Source organism: Pseudomonas sp. AD21, from assembly GCF_002878485.1.
Taxonomy (GTDB): domain Bacteria; phylum Pseudomonadota; class Gammaproteobacteria; order Pseudomonadales; family Pseudomonadaceae; genus Aquipseudomonas.
Map to the genome: position 1 here is coordinate 30,728 of NZ_NQYG01000016.1, position 19,313 is coordinate 50,040.

General features: G+C 60.2%; 15 protein-coding genes. 3 read left to right on the plus strand and 12 right to left on the minus strand.

The annotated features are described in order from the left end of the window. The first annotated feature begins 241 nt into the window (after positions 1-241). Positions 242-1,132, plus strand: a complete 891-nt coding sequence (xerC, locus tag PseAD21_RS12670) for a tyrosine recombinase XerC (RefSeq protein WP_102355977.1) — start codon at positions 242-244, stop codon at positions 1,130-1,132. Here the strand turns inward: xerC and PseAD21_RS12675 are convergent, their stop codons facing one another. From PseAD21_RS12675 to PseAD21_RS12700, 6 genes are all read right to left on the minus strand, one after another. Further along, positions 1,133-2,191 carry an ABC transporter ATP-binding protein gene (locus PseAD21_RS12675; protein ID WP_102355978.1) on the minus strand — a complete coding sequence of 353 codons (1,059 nt, stop codon included), beginning with the start codon at positions 2,189-2,191 and terminating at the stop codon, positions 1,133-1,135. Then, entirely contained in the window at positions 2,188-3,783 is a 1,596-nt protein-coding gene (locus PseAD21_RS12680; protein ID WP_102356043.1) for an iron ABC transporter permease, read from the minus strand. The genes PseAD21_RS12675 and PseAD21_RS12680 overlap by 4 nt, the downstream gene beginning before the upstream one ends. 3 nt (positions 3,784-3,786) lie before the next feature. Continuing rightward, complete coding sequence (locus PseAD21_RS12685; RefSeq protein ID WP_102355979.1) at positions 3,787-4,800, minus strand: iron ABC transporter substrate-binding protein; 1,014 nt, start codon at positions 4,798-4,800, stop codon at positions 3,787-3,789. Between the two features lie 211 nt (positions 4,801-5,011). Beyond that, a complete protein-coding gene (locus PseAD21_RS12690; RefSeq protein ID WP_102355980.1) occupies positions 5,012-6,529 on the minus strand; it encodes a glycosyltransferase family 39 protein in 1,518 nt (505 codons plus the stop codon). Continuing rightward, the gene (arnT, locus tag PseAD21_RS12695) at positions 6,526-8,247 is read right to left on the minus strand and encodes a lipid IV(A) 4-amino-4-deoxy-L-arabinosyltransferase (RefSeq protein WP_102355981.1); all 1,722 of its coding nucleotides are present in this window, start codon (positions 8,245-8,247) and stop codon (positions 6,526-6,528) included. Before arnT ends, PseAD21_RS12690 begins: the two co-directional genes overlap by 4 nt. A 301-nt stretch (positions 8,248-8,548) precedes the next feature. After that, positions 8,549-9,229 (minus strand): histidine phosphatase family protein, encoded by a 681-nt coding sequence (locus PseAD21_RS12700; protein WP_102355982.1) that lies wholly within the window; start codon positions 9,227-9,229, stop codon positions 8,549-8,551. A gap of 316 nt (positions 9,230-9,545) precedes the next feature. Here PseAD21_RS12700 and PseAD21_RS12705 point away from each other — a divergent pair, with 316 nt between their 5' ends. Further along, positions 9,546-10,859 carry a HAMP domain-containing sensor histidine kinase gene (locus PseAD21_RS12705; RefSeq protein ID WP_102356044.1) on the plus strand — a complete coding sequence of 438 codons (1,314 nt, stop codon included), beginning with the start codon at positions 9,546-9,548 and terminating at the stop codon, positions 10,857-10,859. Here the strand turns inward: PseAD21_RS12705 and PseAD21_RS12710 are convergent. From PseAD21_RS12710 to PseAD21_RS12730, 5 genes are all read right to left on the minus strand, one after another. Continuing rightward, a complete protein-coding gene (locus tag PseAD21_RS12710; RefSeq protein WP_102355983.1) occupies positions 10,817-11,368 on the minus strand; it encodes a membrane integrity-associated transporter subunit PqiC in 552 nt (183 codons plus the stop codon). The two genes, PseAD21_RS12705 and PseAD21_RS12710, sit on opposite strands and share 43 nt — an antisense overlap. A 16-nt stretch (positions 11,369-11,384) precedes the next feature. After that, the gene (locus PseAD21_RS12715; RefSeq protein WP_102355984.1) at positions 11,385-13,040 is read right to left on the minus strand and encodes an intermembrane transport protein PqiB; all 1,656 of its coding nucleotides are present in this window, start codon (positions 13,038-13,040) and stop codon (positions 11,385-11,387) included. Positions 13,041-13,153: 113 nt separating this feature from the next. After that, complete coding sequence (locus PseAD21_RS12720) at positions 13,154-14,455, minus strand: FAD-binding oxidoreductase (RefSeq protein ID WP_102355985.1); 1,302 nt, start codon at positions 14,453-14,455, stop codon at positions 13,154-13,156. After that, the gene (locus tag PseAD21_RS12725; RefSeq protein WP_102355986.1) at positions 14,452-15,540 is read right to left on the minus strand and encodes a polyamine ABC transporter substrate-binding protein; all 1,089 of its coding nucleotides are present in this window, start codon (positions 15,538-15,540) and stop codon (positions 14,452-14,454) included. Before PseAD21_RS12725 ends, PseAD21_RS12720 begins: the two co-directional genes overlap by 4 nt. A gap of 200 nt (positions 15,541-15,740) precedes the next feature. Then, a complete protein-coding gene (locus PseAD21_RS12730) occupies positions 15,741-17,099 on the minus strand; it encodes a glutamine synthetase family protein (RefSeq protein ID WP_102355987.1) in 1,359 nt (452 codons plus the stop codon). Positions 17,100-17,260: 161 nt separating this feature from the next. Here PseAD21_RS12730 and PseAD21_RS12735 point away from each other — a divergent pair, with 161 nt between their 5' ends. Beyond that, positions 17,261-18,172 (plus strand): helix-turn-helix domain-containing protein, encoded by a 912-nt coding sequence (locus PseAD21_RS12735; protein ID WP_102355988.1) that lies wholly within the window; start codon positions 17,261-17,263, stop codon positions 18,170-18,172. 72 nt (positions 18,173-18,244) lie between these two features. Here the strand turns inward: PseAD21_RS12735 and PseAD21_RS12740 are convergent, their stop codons facing one another. Next, complete coding sequence (locus PseAD21_RS12740; RefSeq protein ID WP_102355989.1) at positions 18,245-19,294, minus strand: hypothetical protein; 1,050 nt, start codon at positions 19,292-19,294, stop codon at positions 18,245-18,247. Positions 19,295-19,313 lie beyond the last annotated feature (19 nt).

Below are 19,313 nucleotides of genomic sequence, written 5' to 3' on the forward strand. Positions count from 1 at the left end.
CCGATTTTGTGAAAGGAATATGAAAAACCGGTCGGTGAATCATTTATCTCCCCTTCATACAGCCACTGTTCAGGCTTGCAGCGCTTATCGCGGCGCTTTTTTGCAAAGTCCGACAGAGTCACACGTGTTTTATATTAAGTAGATTGCAGTTGTTAGTTGTTGTGTTGAACAGTTTTTAATCAAGGCCTTTCGTTTGATTGACTTACCCGCTTTACCTGCCGTTACCCCGAAAACCAACCCTATGTCCTTGTATCTGGCGCGTTTGGCACCTTCCAGCCAACTCACCATGCGTTACGTTTTACAAGACGCTGCCGACCGTTTGGGCTTCGAAGACATGAATGTCGAAGAGATCCCGTGGCACGCCTTGCAACCGGAAGATGTCGTGGCCTTAGTCGCGGCTTTGCGCGAAGACAACTATGCGCCCAATACCTCATCACTCTATGTAAACGCCGTGCGTGGGGTTATGAATGAGGCGTGGCGCATGAGCCTGATCAGTCAGGAACACCTGCTGAAAATGCGCTCCGTAAAAGGCATCGCCGGCACCCGGTTGTCGCAGGGGCGCAATCTCAAGCGCACGTTGATTCACGAGTTGATGGAGGTCTGCGCCGCCGACCCGCGCCCGCAGGGCTTGCGCGACGCCGCAGTGATTGCGCTGCTGTACGGCACCGGCATGCGCAAGTCGGAGTCAGTGGATCTGGACCTGAATCAGGTCGATTTCACCGAGCGCAGCCTGTGCGTGACCGCCAAGGGCAACAAACAGTTGATCAAGTACGCCCCGGCCTGGGCCTTCGCCAAACTCGATGCCTGGCTTGAGTTGCGTCGTTCGCAGCTCAAGGAAGGCGAGAGCGATGATGCCTTCCTGTTCAACCGTATTCGCCGTGGCAGCCACATCACCCGCGAGCGCATCACCAAGCATGCGATCTACTACATCGCCCGCCAGCGCGGCACACAGGTCGGGGTGAAGATCATGCCTCACGACTTCCGTCGCTCGTTCATCACCCGGGTGATCGAGGAGCACGATCTGTCGATCGCGCAGAAACTCGCGCACCACAGCAACATCCAGACGACGGCCAATTACGACGTCCGTGATGACAATGAACGCCGGCGGGCGGTGGACCGTTTCGACCTCTGATCAGCGCATGTCAAAAACGTGCGCGGCACCGAGAATCGACAACTGCACGGCGCTACCGGCTGGTGGCGCATGCATGCCGGTGCTGCGCACCAATAGCGAGCGCCCGGCATCCTGTGCAGTCTGCGGGCGCAGTTCGACGGTCAGGGTGCAGGTATTGCCACCAAAATCCCGCTCGGTCACGACCGCATGGCAGCCTTGGGTGTCGGCAGGCGCATCGGTTATTTGCAGTTGCTCGGGCCGCAGCATGATCTGCGCGCTGCCGGCAAAACCGTTGGTGTTCACGGCCACACGCCCGAGATCGCAATGTGCCCAGCCGGACTCGATCCGCGCTGGCATGACCACGGCTTCACCGAGGAAATGCGCCGTCTGTTCATCGCTCGGATAACGATAAAGGTCCATCGGGTGCCCGGACTGCACCAGCCGGCCGCCGCGCATCACCGCCAACTGGTCGGCAAACGACAGCGCTTCGCTTTGGTCATGGGTGACCAGAATGGTGGTCACCCCGGCGTTCTCCAGCAGCCGCGCAACCATTTTGCGCATGGCCCCGCGCAAACCGGTGTCGAGCGCTGAAAACGGCTCGTCGAGCAGCATCAGACGAGGTTGTTGCGCCAGAGCCCGCGCCAGCGAGACACGTTGCTGCTGGCCGCCGGACAACTCGTGAGGCCAACGCGTCGCCATGTTGGCGTCCAGCGCTACGCTGTCCATCAACTCAAGGATGCGCTGGTTTCTCGCGGTGCCGTTTTGCGTCAGGCCGAAGCCGATGTTGGCGGCGACGGTCATGTGCGGAAACAGCGCGCCATCCTGCGGCACATAGCCGATCTGGCGTTGATAGGCCGGCACCGCGTGGCTGCTGTCGACCAGCACTTCGCCGTTGAGCGACAGGCTGCCGGCATCGGGGAATTCGAACCCGGCAATCATTCGCAACAAGGTGGTTTTACCGGAGCCCGACGGCCCGACGATGACCGTGCGGCTGCCCGACGGCACCGACAGGCAGATGTCATCCAGAGCAGTCTGGGCACCGAAGGCTTTGCTGAGTGAGGTGATTTCGAGAGCGTTCATCGGCCAGCCGTACGTCTTGATTGGTGATAGAGAATGGCCGTCAACGGCAGCGAGAGCACGATCATCAGCAGGGCGTAAGGCGCTGCGGCGGCGTAGTCGATTTCGCTGGTCATGGCCCAGAAACCGGTGGCCAGGGTGCGCGTGCCGTTAGGCGCGAGCAACAGGGTGGCGGTCAATTCATTGGTGATCGCCAGAAACACCAGTGCCGCACCGGCAGCCGCACCCGGCGCAGCCAGGCGCAGGGTGATCAGCCACAGGGCGCGCACGGGTGAGCGGCCGAGGCTTTGCGCGATGTTTTCCAGCTCTACCGGCGCTTGCGCGAAACCGGCGCGCAAGCTGACCAGCGCGCGTGGCAGAAACATCAGCAGGTATGCCAGCAGCACGGTGATGGTGGTCTGGTAGATCGGGCGGGCGAAGTGAATGGTGACCGTCACCAAAGCCAGCGCCACAACAATGCCGGGCAGCGAACTGGTGATGTAATTGCAGCCTTCGAGCAAGCGCTGCAATCGGCCGGGAGCACGGATCGACAGCCAGGCAATGGGGATCGCCGCCACAGTGGTCAACAGCGCCCCCGCGACACCCAATGCAAGCGTCTGCAGCAAGGCCGGCAGCCACTCGCCACCTTCCCAGACCTCTACGCCACCGGCCATCAACCAGCGGCCCAGCGTCAGCAGCGGCACGCCGAGGGCCAGCAGGCAGGTGACGATTTGCAGGCCGAGGCCGAGGACGATCGCACCGCGACTCAAGCGCACCGTGCGCTGTTCACGGGCGCTGCCCGAGCCAATCCGGGCGTAGCGCGCCTGGCCACGCGCAGTAGACTCGGCGCTTAGCATGGCCAGGCAGCAGAGCGCTAACACCCCGGCGAGCATGTTCGCGGCCGGGCCGTTAAAGGTCGATTTGAACTGATCGAAGATCGCCGTGGTGAACGTGTCGAAACGGATCATCGCGTACAGGCCGTATTCGGCCAGTAAATGCAGACCGACCAACAGTGCGCCCCCACAAATCGCCAGCCGCAACTGCGGCAAGACCACGCGCAAGAACACCGCCCGGGGTTTGAGCCCGAGAGATTCGGCAACGTCTTCAATGGCTGGATCGAGACGACGCAACGTCGCGGCCACCGGCAGATAAAGAAACGGAAAGTACGCAATCACCGACACCAGCACACCGGCCGGCAATCCGTGAATCGAGGGCACCAGGCTGACCCACGCATAACTGTGGACGAACGCCGGGACCGCCAGCGGCGCAACCGCGAGCAACGACCAGAGGCGGCGCCCGGGCAGATTGCTGCGTTCGGTCAACCAGGCCAGTGCCGTGCCGAGCACGACGCAGATAGGCAGGGTGATCAGCACCAGCAAAACGGTGTTGATCAATAATTCGGCCACGCGTGGGCGGAACACCATGGCTTCGATAGTCGCCCAGCCGGTATACCACGACACGCCGATCACGAACCCGATCGGCAGCAGCGACAGCAAGGAAACGATAATCGCCAGAACGACCACCCACGATCCCCCGCGACCATTGAGGGCGCGGGTGGCACGTGAGCGCTGGGCGGGGGAGGCCGAAACCACCCCCGCCGGCAGGGTTTCAGGCATCACTTACAGCAGTCCGGCCTGAGTCATCAGCTCGACGGCTTTCTTGCTGTCGAGTTTCGAGGCATCGACCTTTGGCGCATCGAGGTCTTTGAGTGGTACCAGTTTCGGGTTGGACTGGGCGCCCTTGCCAACCGCGTACTCAAACGAATTGCCGGTGTGCAGGACTTCCTGGCCCTGTTTGCCGGTGATGTATTTGACGAACTGCTGGGCTTCGTCCTGATGCTTGCTGGAAGCCAGTACGCCAGCGCCGGAAATGCTCACGAACGCACCCGGGTCCTGATGTTTGAAGTAGTGCAGTTTGGTGTTCTTGCTGTTTTCGCCGGTCTTGGACTGATCGACGAAGCTGTAATAGTGGTAGATCACGCCGCTGTCGATCTGGCCGGCATTCACCGCTTTGAGCACGGCGCTGTTGCCGCGATAGATCGTCGCGTTGGTTTTCATGCCTTTGAGCCAGTCCAGCGTGGCAGCTTCGCCTTTCTGCTCAAGCACGGCGGCGACGATCGCCTGGAAGTCGGCACCGGCAGGCGAGGCGGCCCAGCGACTTTTCCAGTCAGGTTTGGCCAGGTCGAGCAGGGATTTTGGCAAGTCTTTCTCGGCCAGCTTGGCCGGGTTGTAGACGAACACCGTCGAGCGGGCAGCGATGCCGACCCATTGGCCGTGAGCCGGGCGGTAAGCCGAATCCACCTGCTCAAGCGTTGTCGGTGCTACCGGGGCGAACAGCCTGGCGTTATCGACCAGCACCATGGCCGGGGAGTTTTCCGTGAGGAACACGTCAGCCGGCGAGGCCGAACCTTCCTGAACGAGCTGGTTGCCCATCTCGGTGTCGTCGCCATTGCGAATCGTGACCGGAATGCCGGTTTCCTGGGTGAAACCGTCAACCCAGGCTTTGGTCAGACTTTCGTGTTGCGCGTTGTAGACCACGATACCAACGGCGTCAGCAGCCACTGCGTGGCTGGCAACGAGCAGGGCGGTCGTCAGCAGAGCGGGTTTGAAGAACGATGCAATACGTGGGTGCATGACCGGTGAGCTCCTGTTTATAAGACGTTATAGGCAAGCCTTCGCAGCGTGATGCAATGCGAATGATTTGCAAGTGTTAAGTCGCAGGGCAATTTAGGGGGGCAAATGAGAAAAAAACGTCAAACAAACCGTTAATACTTGTCATTGTCATTCAGATTAGGCGACGACGTCACAAGGCGCACGATTGCCGTGCGCCCGATGACGTGGTTTTTCAGGAAGGGTTTGGGATGTACGCAACGCTCTGGTCTTCACGGCCGTGAAAGAGCTGCTCGCCGCGGGTGGGGGTGGTGGTGATGACCTGATGGTCGCTACTCAGATAATTCAGCGGCGGTGTTTCGCCGGTGCGGTACTGGGCGACAATGATCGTGCGTTGCGGATCCCAATGCTGGCCGCTGGTGCGCTCCAGCCAGTTCATCAGCGCTGCGGTGTCTCCCGAGCGCGGAAAGTCCTGACCTTCTTGCACGTAATAGAACGGTGCACCGCCGGTTTGCAGGTACATCGGCACCTTGTTGTCGACCTCGACCATGACCATCCGCCACTGGTTGAGCGGTGCCTGTTGGCTGGCCTGCTGACGTACCGAGTCGCCAAACGGAATCGCGCCGCCGCCACTGTTGGTCCACGGATAGAGCACGCCAAGGATCGCAACCAGGGCAACGGTGGCCACGCCGAAGCCGATTTTCCAGCCACGGCCTTCGGAGTTGCGCGCGGCCATGCGTCGGGTGATCCACCAGGCGCCGAGCAATTGCGCGAACGGCACCAGTGGCAGCACGTAGTAACTGCGACGGCTGCCGCTGGCGGTGAAAAACAGCATCAGCAAGCCGAGGCCGAGGATCAGCCAGCGGGTGTCCGGCTCGATCTCACGCCAGTTGCGGATCGCCACCCACAACGCAATGATCCAGCACGGCGCCCAGGGCAGGGTGTAGACCGGCAGATAGATCAGGTAGGTGTAAATCGGCCCGAATTGATCAAACGGCTGGAAAAACCGCACGACGTTTTCCCGCAGAACCAGGCCCAGGCCGCTTTCGCCGTAGTTCGGCGCACCGTAGAGATGCGACAGCAGGAACGGCACCATATAGAAGGCGCCGGCAATCAGCAGGGCGGCGCACAGGCGCAGGTTCAGGTGGCGTTTCCAGCGATGTTCGCTGACCAGGTGCGGCAACAGCACCAGCCCGGGCAGGATGAAACCGATCAGTCCCTTGAACAGCGATGTCAGCGACAGCAAGCCGAAGAACACCAGATAACGCGAAAAGCGCGTGTCATCCGGCCCGCGCCAGTACCACCAGACCGCGGCCAGAATCCCGCACACGGTGAGGATGTCGGCCGTGGCCACCCGCGCCCAGAACACGAAATAGAAGGTGGTCGCCAGCATCCAGCCCGCGATCAGTCCGGTGCCCTTGCGAAACAGTTGCTCGCCGAGCAGGTACACCAGCCACACGCTGAACCACGCCGAAATGACCGAAGACAGTCGCAGCGACCAATGCCCCAGCCCACCGGTCAACCAGGAGGTGGCGGTGATCAGCCAGTACGACAGCAGCGGCTTGTCGTAATACGGACTGCCCTTGAGGTACGGGTCGAAATAGTCACCGCTTTGCAGCATCTGCAGCGCGATGTTGGCCCAGCGGGTTTCCGCGCCCCACAGTTCGCGACTGCCCAGGCCGAGCAATAACAGCAGGGCAGTCGCCGCCAACAGGAGCAGCAACGGCCCCCGGTCAGTGTTGTTCCGGGTCATGGCTGGCTCTGGTCGAAGATGAGGATTTCCAGTTGGCCACGGCGGTAGTGCTTGCCATCGATGGGCAGCAGCTCGAGTTGCTGCGCATCCGATGTGCTGTTGACCCGCATCACCACGCCGACCGAGCCTTTTTTACGCGCTTCGGTCATCCACTCCCCGACACTGTCCAGACTGACTTTGCGCGAAGCCATGGCCGGGTCATCGAGACCGTACTTGAGTTCGCCAACGGTGTTGAACAGATCCACCTGCGGGCGGCGCAGGCGCCAGGACAACGCAGACGCTGCCCCCAGGTCGTTACTCAGCAACGAGGTGGTTGCGCTCAGTTCCTGCTGGTGTTCGGCAATGAACTGATCCGGCATCTTGCTGTTGACGATGGTCGCTGGCATGGCGGCCGGCAGCAGCGCGATGAGCAGGCCAATGCCCAGCGCCGGCATCGCCCACAGCGTCAGTGGCCGCAATGTCTGCAGCGAGCCGCCGATGAGCCAGCCGAGCAGCACGATGTAGGCCAGCGACAGGCTGAACATTTCGGCGTGTTCGTAAACTTCGCGGGTCGCCTGCAGATAGATCAGCGCGACCAGTCCGGCACAGGCCAGCACCACATTGACCACGCCGTTGGTCCGCAAGACCCGGCCGTCCTGGCGATCGAGCCAGCCCATCAGCGTGTGGCCCATCAACAAGGCCAATGGCAGCAGGCACGGCATGATGTAGGTCGGCAGTTTGCCGCTGCTTGCGCTGAAAAATGCCAGTGGCAATACAAACCACAAGGCCAGGAAGCCGATTTTCGGATCGCGCTTTTCGCGCCAGGTGCGCAGCAGCGTCGAAGGCAACAGCAGTGCCCACGGCAAGGTGGAAGCAAACAGCAGCGGCAGATAGAACCACCATGGGCGCGCATGCTGTGCGTCTTCACCGGCGGCAAAGCGACGGATGTGTTCGTGCCAGAAGAAGAAACGCCAGAAGTCCGGTTCACGGGCGTTTACGGCCAGGGCCCACGGCACGCTGACCAGTGCCGCCACCGCCACGGCCACCAGGCCATAGCGCACCAGTTCGCCAAAACGCCGCTGCCAGATCATGTAGGGGAGGGCGATCAGCACCGGCAACATCAGGGCGAGAAAGCCCTTGGTCATCAAACCCATGCCGCAAGCGAGTCCGAGCAGCGCCCAGCCCCCCAGGCGACCGCGCGGGGTGTGGCTGTCGATGGCAAACCAGATCGCGACCAGGCTCAGGTTGACCCACAACGTGAACTGCGGATCGAGGTTGGCATAGCCCGCCTGACCGGCGATCAAACCGAAGCTCATATAAAGGAGGGCACAAGCAGCGCTGATGCGTGGGTTGTTCCACAGACGGCGGGCCAGCAGATACGCCAGCCATACGCTGACGCCGCTGCTGAGCGCCGAGGCGATGCGCACGCCGAACAGGTTCTCGCCGAAAATCGCCTGGCCGATGGCAATCATCCAGTAGCCGGCAATCGGTTTTTCAAAATAGCGAATGCCCATGAAGTGCGGCGCCACCCAGTTGCCGCTCTGCAGCATTTCCTGGCTGATCTGGCCATACCGGGTTTCATCGGGAATCCACAGGCCGTGGGTCATCAGTGGCAGCAGATAAAACACTACGAACGCCAGTACCAGACCGGGGATCGCAAAACGCTCGATCAAGCTGCTCTGGTGGAGGCGTGGCAAATTCACAGCCGCGTGATGCAACGGTTTGTTCTCAGACGTCATGACTGGACCTTGGTGCAGTACAAGTGTGCGTTTCAATGACGCGCCTGGCGATTTCCGTAGCAGGCGTGTCACCGGGTTGGATGAATGCAGGTGCGAGCACGTCCGGTGGACGTCTCCTGTATTCAGAGAACTGGCGTGCCTCCAGCTCTAAGTTCTCTCTGGAAAGACAAGCTTTAAAACGGAATATGTCCAGTTTTTGAAACTAAAAAACATGTTTTATTACAAATTGGCAGGCGCCAACCCGCAGGCCAGAGGCTTGTTTGCGCAATACCGCAAAGTTGCGCAGAAAAAGCTTGCTTATTTATTTGTTCATGTGTTGCCAGCCTTCGGGATTCATGATGCCAATCACTTTGAGTTGGCCTTGCGCGTCTATCCGGACTAAAACCGCGCTGCCATATTCGGCAGCAACTGCCCGGGGATAACCGGTTTGCCTTTCAAAGTCGGCGATGCAGCCACTGTGAGTCACCAGGATCATGTTCTGCCCGGGCGTCTTGTGCGCCACCACGTCATCGCGCAGTGACGGGCCACAGGTTTCCAGCCATTCCTGGGCGACTGCATCGTGGCCGAGCATGTAATGCGCGGTCTGCATGGTGCGCGTCAGCGGGCTGCTGAAGAACTGGGTTTTCTGCAGACCCAGCTGCGTGAAGCCACGACCTACGCCAGCTGCAGCAACACTGCCAGCCTGAGTGATACCGTCCGCCGGACCCAGGCAGGTATTGGTCGAGCGGTCGCAACGCTCGGTATGACGCACCAGCGCGACGACTTCGCCGGCCTGCCAGGCGTTCACCCATTCCTGGGTGGCAGACGCACTGGCATAGCGCAGATTGGCGGGCGAGCGTTGCATCCAGACGAAGCCGCAAATGAGTGCGATCACCAGCAAACCGGCAGCAATGATTGCCCAGGTGCGCGGACGAGACAGATCCCATCGCTTGGACGCTGATTGTACTTGTATTAATTCAACCAAAACGTTGCCCCTTGTCATTCCCGAGTTCCATTCAGCGCACACAAAGTGCAACGTAAGCTCGAGAAGGTTAGTTACTTTACGGTGGTTTGCTTGAATGGCTGCTGAACACTACGGTCAGACACGTGGCGGGGCAGTGAAGAACATGTGAAAAATTTGCGAGGGGCAGCGTGTTTTAACTAAAACGGCTATTTGATAAACAAACTCAAATACGCGTTTTGTTTATCGGAGCTACTTAACAATGGCAGCGATGGAGGCGAAGCTGCGCCCCTTGGGCAACGTCATCGCGCGCAAGCTTGCCTATGTTCTGATATCAGCCCTGGAGTCATTGAACCGGATGGACCTCAAGCAAAGCCTCGCCAATCGAATTGTGATTGTGTTCGCCTTGATGAGCGCTCTGGTTGCCGGTGTGTTCGCCATGGGCATTGTCGCCACCGTACATGTCGTGGAACACAAGTTGACCATGACCGCCCTGAACGGTGGGTTGCGCCGGTTGCTGGCGATGGACGACATCAGCCAATGGCGGCATGAGCCGGAAAAAAGCGAATTGTTTTTCTTCGAGAACGGCCCGGGTCCCATGGCGCTGACGGAGCCATTGGCGAGCCTGCCCTTGGGTTTCCAGGAGATATCGCTCAACGGCGATGACTTCTACGCCATGGTCGACGCGGTTGGCGGACGCAAATATGTGCTGCTGCGCAATCAGGAAAGTTTTGAACAGCGGGAGCACCTGCTGTTCGTCGTGGTGATCGTCGGCTTCATCCTCAGCGTCATGTTGGCTGTCGCGCTCGGCAGGTTGTTGGCGCGTCAGGTCATGGCACCGGTGATTCGCCTGGCGGGGCAGGTGCGTCATCGTGATCAGTTGATTGCGGTTGCCCCGGCATTGCGTCCCGATTATGCCGATGATGAGGTAGGGGAGTTGGCACAGTCTTTTGACCAGACCCTTGGCCGGTTACGAGAAACCCTGAATCGGGAAAAGCTCTTCACCAGTGACGTGAGCCATGAACTGCGCACGCCATTGATGATTCTGGCCAGCTCCTGCGAGCTGTTGCTGGTCAACCCTTCGCTTGATCCGCGTTCCACTGCGCAGGTCAAACGCATTGCCCGCGCCAGCGCCGAGATGCGCCAACTGGTCGAGACCTTTTTGATGCTCGCGCGCAAGCCTGAAGAGCTTGGCACCGCAGCCACCTGCACCCTCAAGGATATTGCCGATGCTCAGGTGGAAATCTGGGGGCGACTGATTCGCGAAAAGGGTCTGGAGTTTATCTACGAGCCGCAACTGGCTGGCACCACGCGCTATGACCTGACGTTTTTGCAGTCGGTCATGGGCAATCTTTTGCGTAATGCCTGGCACTACACCGATCACGGCTTTGTCCGGTTGTCATTGCTCAAGGACAGCTTCGTGGTCGAGGACAGTGGTATCGGAATACCGGAAGAGAAACGCCACGCGATGTTTCAGCCATTCGTGCGCGGTGATGAACAGCGCGGTGAAGGGCTTGGACTGGGGTTGTCGCTGGTGCAGCGGATCTGCAGCCATCAACGCTGGCAAGTCCAACTGGTGACTCGCGAACCCAACGGTTGCCGTTTCACCGTCACGCTATCGGCGGCGACTCAAGTTGCCGACGGACACGTGCGTGAATTGCCCACCGCCTGATTGATCAGTGCCGCCAGGCGTCTGACGTTATTCTGTTGTGCCGTCACCAGCTCATCGATGCTCGGGCCGGAGGGTGTTTGCAAGGTCGAATGGCACGTCAGCAGGCTATTGTCCGCCGCACCGCTCGGGCGCAGGCGCCATTTGACGTCGATCAGTCCGTATTGGCCGGGGATCGAATCAAACCGCTGCACATCGATGCGCACCGAGACATTGCCGCGACTGCCGGTATTGCTCAGTTGATCGCTTAACGCACTGCGTAACTCATCCGCCAGACTTGCGCCCCACCATTGAGTTTCCAGAATCGCCAGGCCGTTGTTGCCCTGACGGATGACGATTTGCGGGCGGTCGACTTGCGGCGGCACGCTGATGCCCTCGATGGGAATCTGCGTGCCGGCGCGGGAAGTGGGCAACTGCACCGGGGTCAGGGTGTGAAAGCTGATCGGTTCGCTGCGGCAGGCGCCAAGGAGCAAAAACGCAGCGAGCACGGTGATCTTCAGCGGTAAAGCCATGGGGTAGCTCCTGTGCTCAATTGCGCGGTGGTCCCTTCAGGTCCAGCGGTGCAGCGTTGTCCGGGCGACCACGGATCAGCGATTCCGGATGGCGCCCCAGGTAATCCGACAGCTCCCGCAGCGAACGCGACATGCGCCCGAGTTCGTCGAGGGTTTCGGTCAGTTTCTCACGCTGTGGAGAGTCTTCGGCCAATGTCGAACTGGCGGACTGCAAGGTCTTGCTCACGTCGGCCAGCGTGTTCTGCACGCCCGGCAAGGTTTTCGCGTTGAACTGGGTCAGGCCTTTGCGTAACTCCACGAGGTTGCTGTCGAGGTTGCTGGCAATCCTGTCGACCGGCAGTTTGTTGAGCTTGTCGACCACCGACTCGAGTTTTTCCTGCAGTTGCTCGAGGCTGCCGGGAATGGTTGGCAGGATCACTGGCCGGACCGTTGCATCGAATGCGACTTTCTCGGCTTTCGGGAAGAAATCCAGCGCGATGTACAGCTGTCCGGTCAGCAGGTTACCGCTACGGGCCTGGGCGCGCAGGCCGTTATCGACGAAGGTGCCGAGCAGGCGAATGCCGGCGGCTTCGTCGTTGGGATCATGCTTGAATTCGGTCAGCATCTTTTTGTAGGCCTGGCCGAGGCGCTGCGGGTAAATGACGATCCCGACATTAAGCGGAAAGGTGCGCTTTTTCGCGTCGAAATCCAGGTTGATTCCCACCACCCGGCCGATCTCCATGCCGAGGAACTCGACCGGCGCGTCGACCTTGAGCCCGCGCAGCGACTGGTCGAAACGCAGCACCATGTATTGCGCCTTGCCGTTGGGTGGGGCAAGGGCGGTCTGCTGGTCGGCGAACAACTCGAAATCCTTGTCATCGGCGGCTGCGACATCGTTGGGGCTGTAATCCGGAGCACGGAAAGCGATGCCGCCCACTAGCAGGGTCGACAGCGATTCGGTCTTCACCGCAAAGCCATTGGCGCCGACATTGATATCGATGCCGCTGGCATTCCAGAACCGGGTGTTCTCGGTGACGAACGTGTCGTTCGGCGAGTGAATGAAGACTTCGATATCCACCCCTTTGCCCTCGGAATTGAGGGTGTAGGTGACGACCTGGCCGACCGGAATCTTGCGGTAATAAACCGGAGAACCGATGTCCAGCGAGCCAAGATCCGGCGCGTGAAGCATGAAGCGCTTGCCCGGTTCGCCGTAGGTGATGGGGGGTGGATTTTCCAGGCCCTTGAAGTGTTTGGCGCGGTTGTCGGCCTGACCAATGTCGGCGCCGATGTAGTCGCCGGAGAGCAGGGTGTCGATGCCCGACACACCGCCGGCGCCGATGCGGGGGCGCACGACCCAGAATTGCGAGTCTTCGCGGGTGAAGGTTTCGGCCTGTTTGGACAGTTTGATGGTGGCGTCGACGCTTTTCTGATCGCCGCTCAACTCAACGTCTGTCACCTGACCGATCACCACATTGCGGTATTTGACCTCGGTCTTGTTGGCGGTCAGGCCGCTGCCGGTCTTGAAGTTGACGATGATCGTCGGGCCTTCCTGCATCAGGTTGTGCACCACCAGCGAAACGCCGACCAGCACCGCCACGATCGGGACGATCCACACCAGTGAAATGCTGAAACGTCGGGTCTTGATCGGGGCTTGGCCCGGTGCTCGCGGCTCATCGGCGGCTGACGACTTCATCCATGTCCTCCTCGGTTTGTTGGGCACTGAGCGCCAGGAACGCAAAAGCACTTCATCAATATAGAAGTGCCTTGCGATAGAGCAAACCGAAAGGATTAATTCCTGTTACGCCGTCAACCCACCAGCTCACGCAGCCGATACCAGAACATGCCCAATGCCAGCAGCGGCGAACGCAGGGCCGGGGCACCAGGGAAAGTCATGTGTGGCACCGCGCTGAACACGTCCATGCCCTGACTGTGGCCCGCGTGGATTGCCTCGCCCAGCAACTTGGCGCACCAGTGCGTGACGTTCAGGCCGTGACCGGAATAACCCTGAGCGTAGAACACGTTCGGCTGCTGTTTGAGACGCCCGACCTGCGGGAAGCGGTTGGCGGTAATGCCGATCTTGCCGCCCCACTGATAGTCGATGCGCACATCCGCCAGTTGCGGGAAGACTTTCAGCATCTTCGGTCGCATGTAGGCGGCGATATCCGCCGGATCGCGACCGGAGTAGTGGCACGCACCGCCGAACAACAGACGCCGATCTGCCGAGAGCCGGTAGTAATCGAGGCCGACTTTCTGGTCGCACAGTGCAAGGTTGTGCGGGATCAGTTGCGCGGCGCGCTCCTCGGACAACGGCTCGGTGGCGATGATGTAGCTGCCGGCGGGCAGTACTTTGCCGCTGAGCTGCTGTTCGAGTTCGTCCAGGTGCGCGTTGCAACCGAGCACCAGACTGCCGGCGCGCACGGTGCCGTTGGCGCAGCGCACCAGGACGGTTTCGCCGTGGATGATCTGCTGCACCGGGCTCTGTTCGAAAATTCGCACGCCGAGGGACGCCGCCAGGCGCGCTTCACCCTGCACCAGGTCCAGTGGATGCAGATGGCCGGAGCCCATGTCCACCAGACCACCGGCGTAGACGTCGGCGTTGACCACTTGCTTGCGAATCTGCTCGGGGCCGACCAGCCGGGTCTCATGGCGGTAGCCAAGTTCTCCGAGGCTGACTTGCTCCGCCTTGAACGCGGCGAACTGGGCGGGAGTGTTGGCCAGCTCACAGAAGCCCCAGCGCAAGTCGCACTCGATGTTGTGGTCAGTGATGCGTTGGCGCACCAGTTCCACCGAATCAATGCCGGCGCGTTGCAAGTAACGCACGCCGTCATTACCGACATAGCGGGCAAAGCCTTCGACTTCATGGCCGATGCCGCGGATCAACTGCCCGCCGTTGCGCCCGCTGGCGCCCCAGCCGATGCGTCGGGCCTCGATCAACACCACCGACAACCCGCGCTGAGCGAGTTCGATGGCGGTGTTGACCCCGGTGAACCCGCCGCCGATCACGCAGACATCAACGCTCAGGTCGCCGTCCAGCTTGGGGTAGGGAGTGGTTGCCCGCGCCGAAGCTGCGTAATAGGAGCGGGCGTGTTCCTGGGTGTACTGATTCATTTGTTCGACTTCACTTTGCTCCAGGACCGGGTCATCAGACGCATGATCGACTGGGGCGGGGTGGTGGAAATGTACAGTTTGTCGAGGACTTCCTGCGACGGATAAACCTCTGGGTTGCTCACCAGCGCCACGTCCATGTACTGCTTGGCGGCCGGATTCGGGTTGGCGTAACCGACTGAGGCGCTGACCTTGGCGATCACCTGTGGATCGAGCAGGTAATTAATGAAGGCGTGGGCTTCCTTGGCGTTGGCCGCATCCGTGGGAACGGCCAACAGATCGAACCACAGGTTGGCGCCTTCTTTGGGAATGGCGTAGGCGATGTTCACGCCATTCTTGGCTTCCTTGGCGCGGTTGGCGGCCTGGAACACGTCACCGGAGTAACCGAAGGCCACGCAGATGTCGCCATTGGCCAGGTCTGAGACGTATTTGGAGGAGTGGAAGTAGGTGATATACGGGCGGATGCTCAGCAGCTTGGCTTCAGCCTTTTTGAAGTCTTCCGGGTTTTCGCTGCGCGGGTCCATACCCATGTAGTTGAGGATGGCCGGGAACACTTCGTCGGCCGAGTCCATCATCGACACGCCGCACTGCGAGAGTTTCTTGATGTTTTCCGGCTCGAACAGCACCGCCCAGGAGTCGATGTGATCGATGCCCAGCACTTGCTTGACCTTGTCGACGTTGTAGCCAATGCCGTTGGTGCCCCACAGGTACGGCACCGAGTGCGCGTTCTGCGGGTCGTTTTTCTCCAGCAGCGCAAGCAGTTTCGGGTCGAGGTTTTTCCAGTTCGGCAGCTGCTCGCGATCCAGCTTGAGGAACGCGCCGGCCTTCACCTGACGGGCGAGAAAGTGGTTGGACGGCACCACCACGTCGTAGCCGGTACGGCCGGCGAGGAGCTTGCCTTCCAGGGTTTCGTTGGAATCGAAAACGTCGTAGATCACCTTGATCCCGGTCTTGGCCTGGAAGTCGGCGAGGGTGGTTTCACCGATGTAGTCGGTCCAGTTGTAGACGCTGACCTGTGGCTGAGCCAGGGCTGCAGTGCTGCACACCAGCGCCAGTGCGGCGGGGACCATGGATTTCAGTAGACGCATATCGACACCTCTTGAAGTTATTGGATTTTTTCAGGTGGTTCTGGATTTTCAGGTCGCTCATTGTTCCTCTGCGGGAGGGGGCTTGCTCCCGAAGAGGCCGGCACGTTGAACATTACTGTTGACTGGCACACCGCTTTCGGGATCAAGCCCCTCCCACTAAAGCCCCTCCCACAGGGGGTGAAGGGGCTTTGCGGATTGGTTTAGACGCTCAGCAGCAGGAACTCGCGTTCCCATGAACTGATCACGCGCTTGAAGTTTTCGTGCTCGGCGCGTTTGACGGCGACGTAACCGCGTACGAACTTGCTGCCCAGGTACTGGGCAACGGTGTCGCACTCTTCCATTTGCGTCAGCGCTTCTTCGATGGTGATCGGCAAGCGCAAATTGCGGCGCTCGTAGGCCCGACCTTCAACGGCAGCACTCGGCTCGACCTTGTCGATCATGCCGATGTAACCGCAGAGCAAGCTCGCGGCGATCGCCAGGTACGGGTTGGCGTCGGCACCCGGCAAGCGGTTTTCCACGCGCATCGCTTCCGGGCCGGAGGTTGGCACACGCAAGCCGACGGTACGGTTTTCTTCGCCCCATTCGACGTTCACCGGTGCCGAAGTGTCCGGCAGGAAGCGGCGGAACGAGTTGACGTTGGGCGCGAACATTGGCAGTACTTTCGGGATGTATTTCTGCAGCCCGCCGATGTGATGGCGGAACAGGTCGCTCATCGTGCCGTCGGCATTGGCGAAGATCGGCTTGCCGGTGGCGATTTCCACCACACTCTGATGCAGGTGCATGGCGCTGCCGGGCTCGTCGCCAATCGGCTTGGCCATGAAAGTGGCGGTGACGTTGTGTTTGAGCGCCGCTTCGCGCAGGGTGCGTTTGAACACGGTGATCTGGTCCGCCAGATCCAGTGCGTCGCCGTGACGGAAGTTGATTTCCATCTGCGCCGGGCCGTCTTCGTGGATCAGTGTGTCCAGATCCAGACCTTGCAGTTCGCACCAGTCGTAGACGTCTTCGAACAGCGGATCGAACTCGTTGGCGGCGTCGATCGAAAACGACTGACGACCGCTTTCCGCACGGCCCGAACGGCCCAGTGGCGCCTTGAGCGGCAGGTCCGGGTCTTCGCAGCGCTGGGTCAGGTAGAACTCCATTTCCGGTGCAACAATCGGCTTCCAGCCTTTGTCGGTATAGAGTTGCAAGACTTTCTTCAGTACGTTGCGCGGCGACAGTTCGATCGGGTTGCCGAACTTGTCGAAGGTGTCGTGGATGACGATGGCGGTCGGCTCGATCGCCCATGGAATCACGTAGACCGCGTCAGCCACTGGCTTGCAGACCATGTCGATATCGGCAGGATCGAGCAGGTCGTAGTAGATGTCGTCGTCGACAAAATCCCCGGTTACCGTTTGCAGCAGCACACTTTCCGGCAGGCGCATGCCTCGCTCATGCAGGAACTTGTTGGTCGGTGCGATCTTGCCGCGGGCAATGCCGGTCAGGTCGCTGACCACACATTCAACTTCGGTAATCTTGTGATCTTTCAGCCACGTGAACAGCTGATCGAAAGGGGCATTCATAAAGACCTCGTTATTGGTTTTATAGACGCCGGGGAGGGCGGGTTTCATCTTCCGCCCCTTCCCCTGTGGCGCGTTGACGACTATCTTGGGCGTGCCTCGCAGTTCCATCTATCCACTTTAAGCAGCACCAAAGCGCACCAAAAGAGTGCGCAAGGTCTCCCATGACAACGTGCAATCCGCTACAGGTTCAGGCTTTCAATACCGCTGATGTCACCGAGCAAATCCGCGCCACGCCGGGTTGGGTCCAGCATTACCAGCAGATGTCTCCCGGGCATTTCGCCGGGCAGATTCGCTATCTGGACTTGCAGGGCGTGCAGGTTTACGAAGAGCAGATGAACACCCGCGTCGAGCAGAATTTCAGCGCACCGCCGGGTGCCTTGGCGTTCTGTTTCGACCGTAGTGACAACGCGCTGTATCTGCTCAACGAAGAGAGCCGCAACATCTGGATCACCCCGGAGAACTACCAGGAAATCGCCGTGGTGTTTGGCCCGGAATTTGTCCGTCAGCACGGTCTGGATGTGGCGAGACTCGAGGGATTGTTCATGGCGCCGCTGAACGGCGGACAGAACGCCTTGTTCAGTCGCTGGTTAAGCTCGACGCTCACGAAGTTGACGCAAACCCTTGATCCGCCTAGTAAAGAAGCGCTGACTCAACAGTTGCTGGAAGACTGTCTGTTTATCCTCGATAACGCTCGCGTGCACCTGGATCGCGACGGTTTGCAGCGCCGTAGCGAGGAGCGGACGATCATGAAGCGAGTAGGGGAGTGGGCGGCCGATTCGCCGGAAGAGACTGTCAATTTGTTGGAACTGGCTCAGGTGGCGGGCGTCTCGCTACGGCAGTTGCAGCATGCATTCAAAGACTTCACCGGCATGACGCCGAGCCACTGGCTGCGCTTGCGACGGTTGAACAGCGCACATCGCGAGTTGCGCAAACGCGGGCCGACAGAAACCACAGTGGCCGAAGTGGCGATGAACTGGTCGTTCTGGCATCTGGGGCGGTTTTCCAGCAGCTATCGGGCGCTGTTCAATGAGTTGCCGAGCGAAACGTTGAAGCGAGCGTGCCTGGCGTATTGATCGGCAAGATTGTGCTCACCCAATACACAGAAGGTGCGTCCTTGACAGGGCCGCACCTTTTTTCATCTGTTTTCAGAGCTGTACTCGACGCAGCCTGCCGCTCAACGCAACCACTTTATTGTCAGGGGTGGGCAGCGGCCGACCTGTCAACCCCATGCCTTCGCTCACCAGCACCGCATCCTGCAACAGGCACAGGTTGGACGGGGTATCGAGGTCGCGGGCAAGCACAGTCACCTCGGCGGTTTGCAGGTTACAACTCAACAGTCGCCCGCTGAACCGGCTGAAGCCGCCATGCATGGGCTCGCCATTCCAGTCAGGCGGCAACGGCTGTTGCAAGTGGCTGCAGAGTTCCAGCACCAGCACGTTCCCTTGCGGACACAGCGCCAGCCCGGTGGGCAGCTGCAGGCCGCGAATCAGCACTTCGATCCGGCCGGTGTCGGGCCAGACCCGGATTACCTGGCCGGCCTGATCGGCAAAATCGATGCCTTTGCGGCCCGGGTCGCTTTGCAGCTCTCCGGAGAACAGGCTGATCAGTATGGCGTCCGTCGCCGGTTCATACACCAACGTGACGGGGACGGCTTCCTGGCCCCTGTCCAGTTCGGGCAACTGCACCAGAACCTGCTCAACTTCGCCGGTGCTGAATTCCACCAACTGATTGGTATCGGGTTTGACCGCCAGCCAACTGCGGCGGGTCGGGTGATAACACAGCGCATTCAGATTGCCCCGGCTGTGGAAGACCGGCTCGGGCGGGGTGTATTGCAGGTCCAGCAGTTTTGAGCCCTCGACATAATCGGTCTGGCTGACCAGGCAACGCCCGTCACCACAGGCGATGTCCGACAGCCCCATGATTTCATCGCGCAGCATACGGGCCTGCATGTTCATGGCGCGAAAACCTTGTGCCAGGGTTTCGCGGGCGAGCCAGGCGCCGTCCTTGAGCGGGTCCGGTCGTAGTTGGCTGATGCGACCGCTGAACGTCTGGTCTGGCAGGCCTGAACCGGCTTCGACCAGCAGCAGGCTGCCATCGGCCTGCACGCAGGCGCCGCGTGGGTTCAGCAAACCTTCGGCGATGATTGTGCTGGGGCGCAAGGTTTCGCGTGGGTGCGCAGGAATATCAACAGTCATAGATTTCTCTCCATGGGCG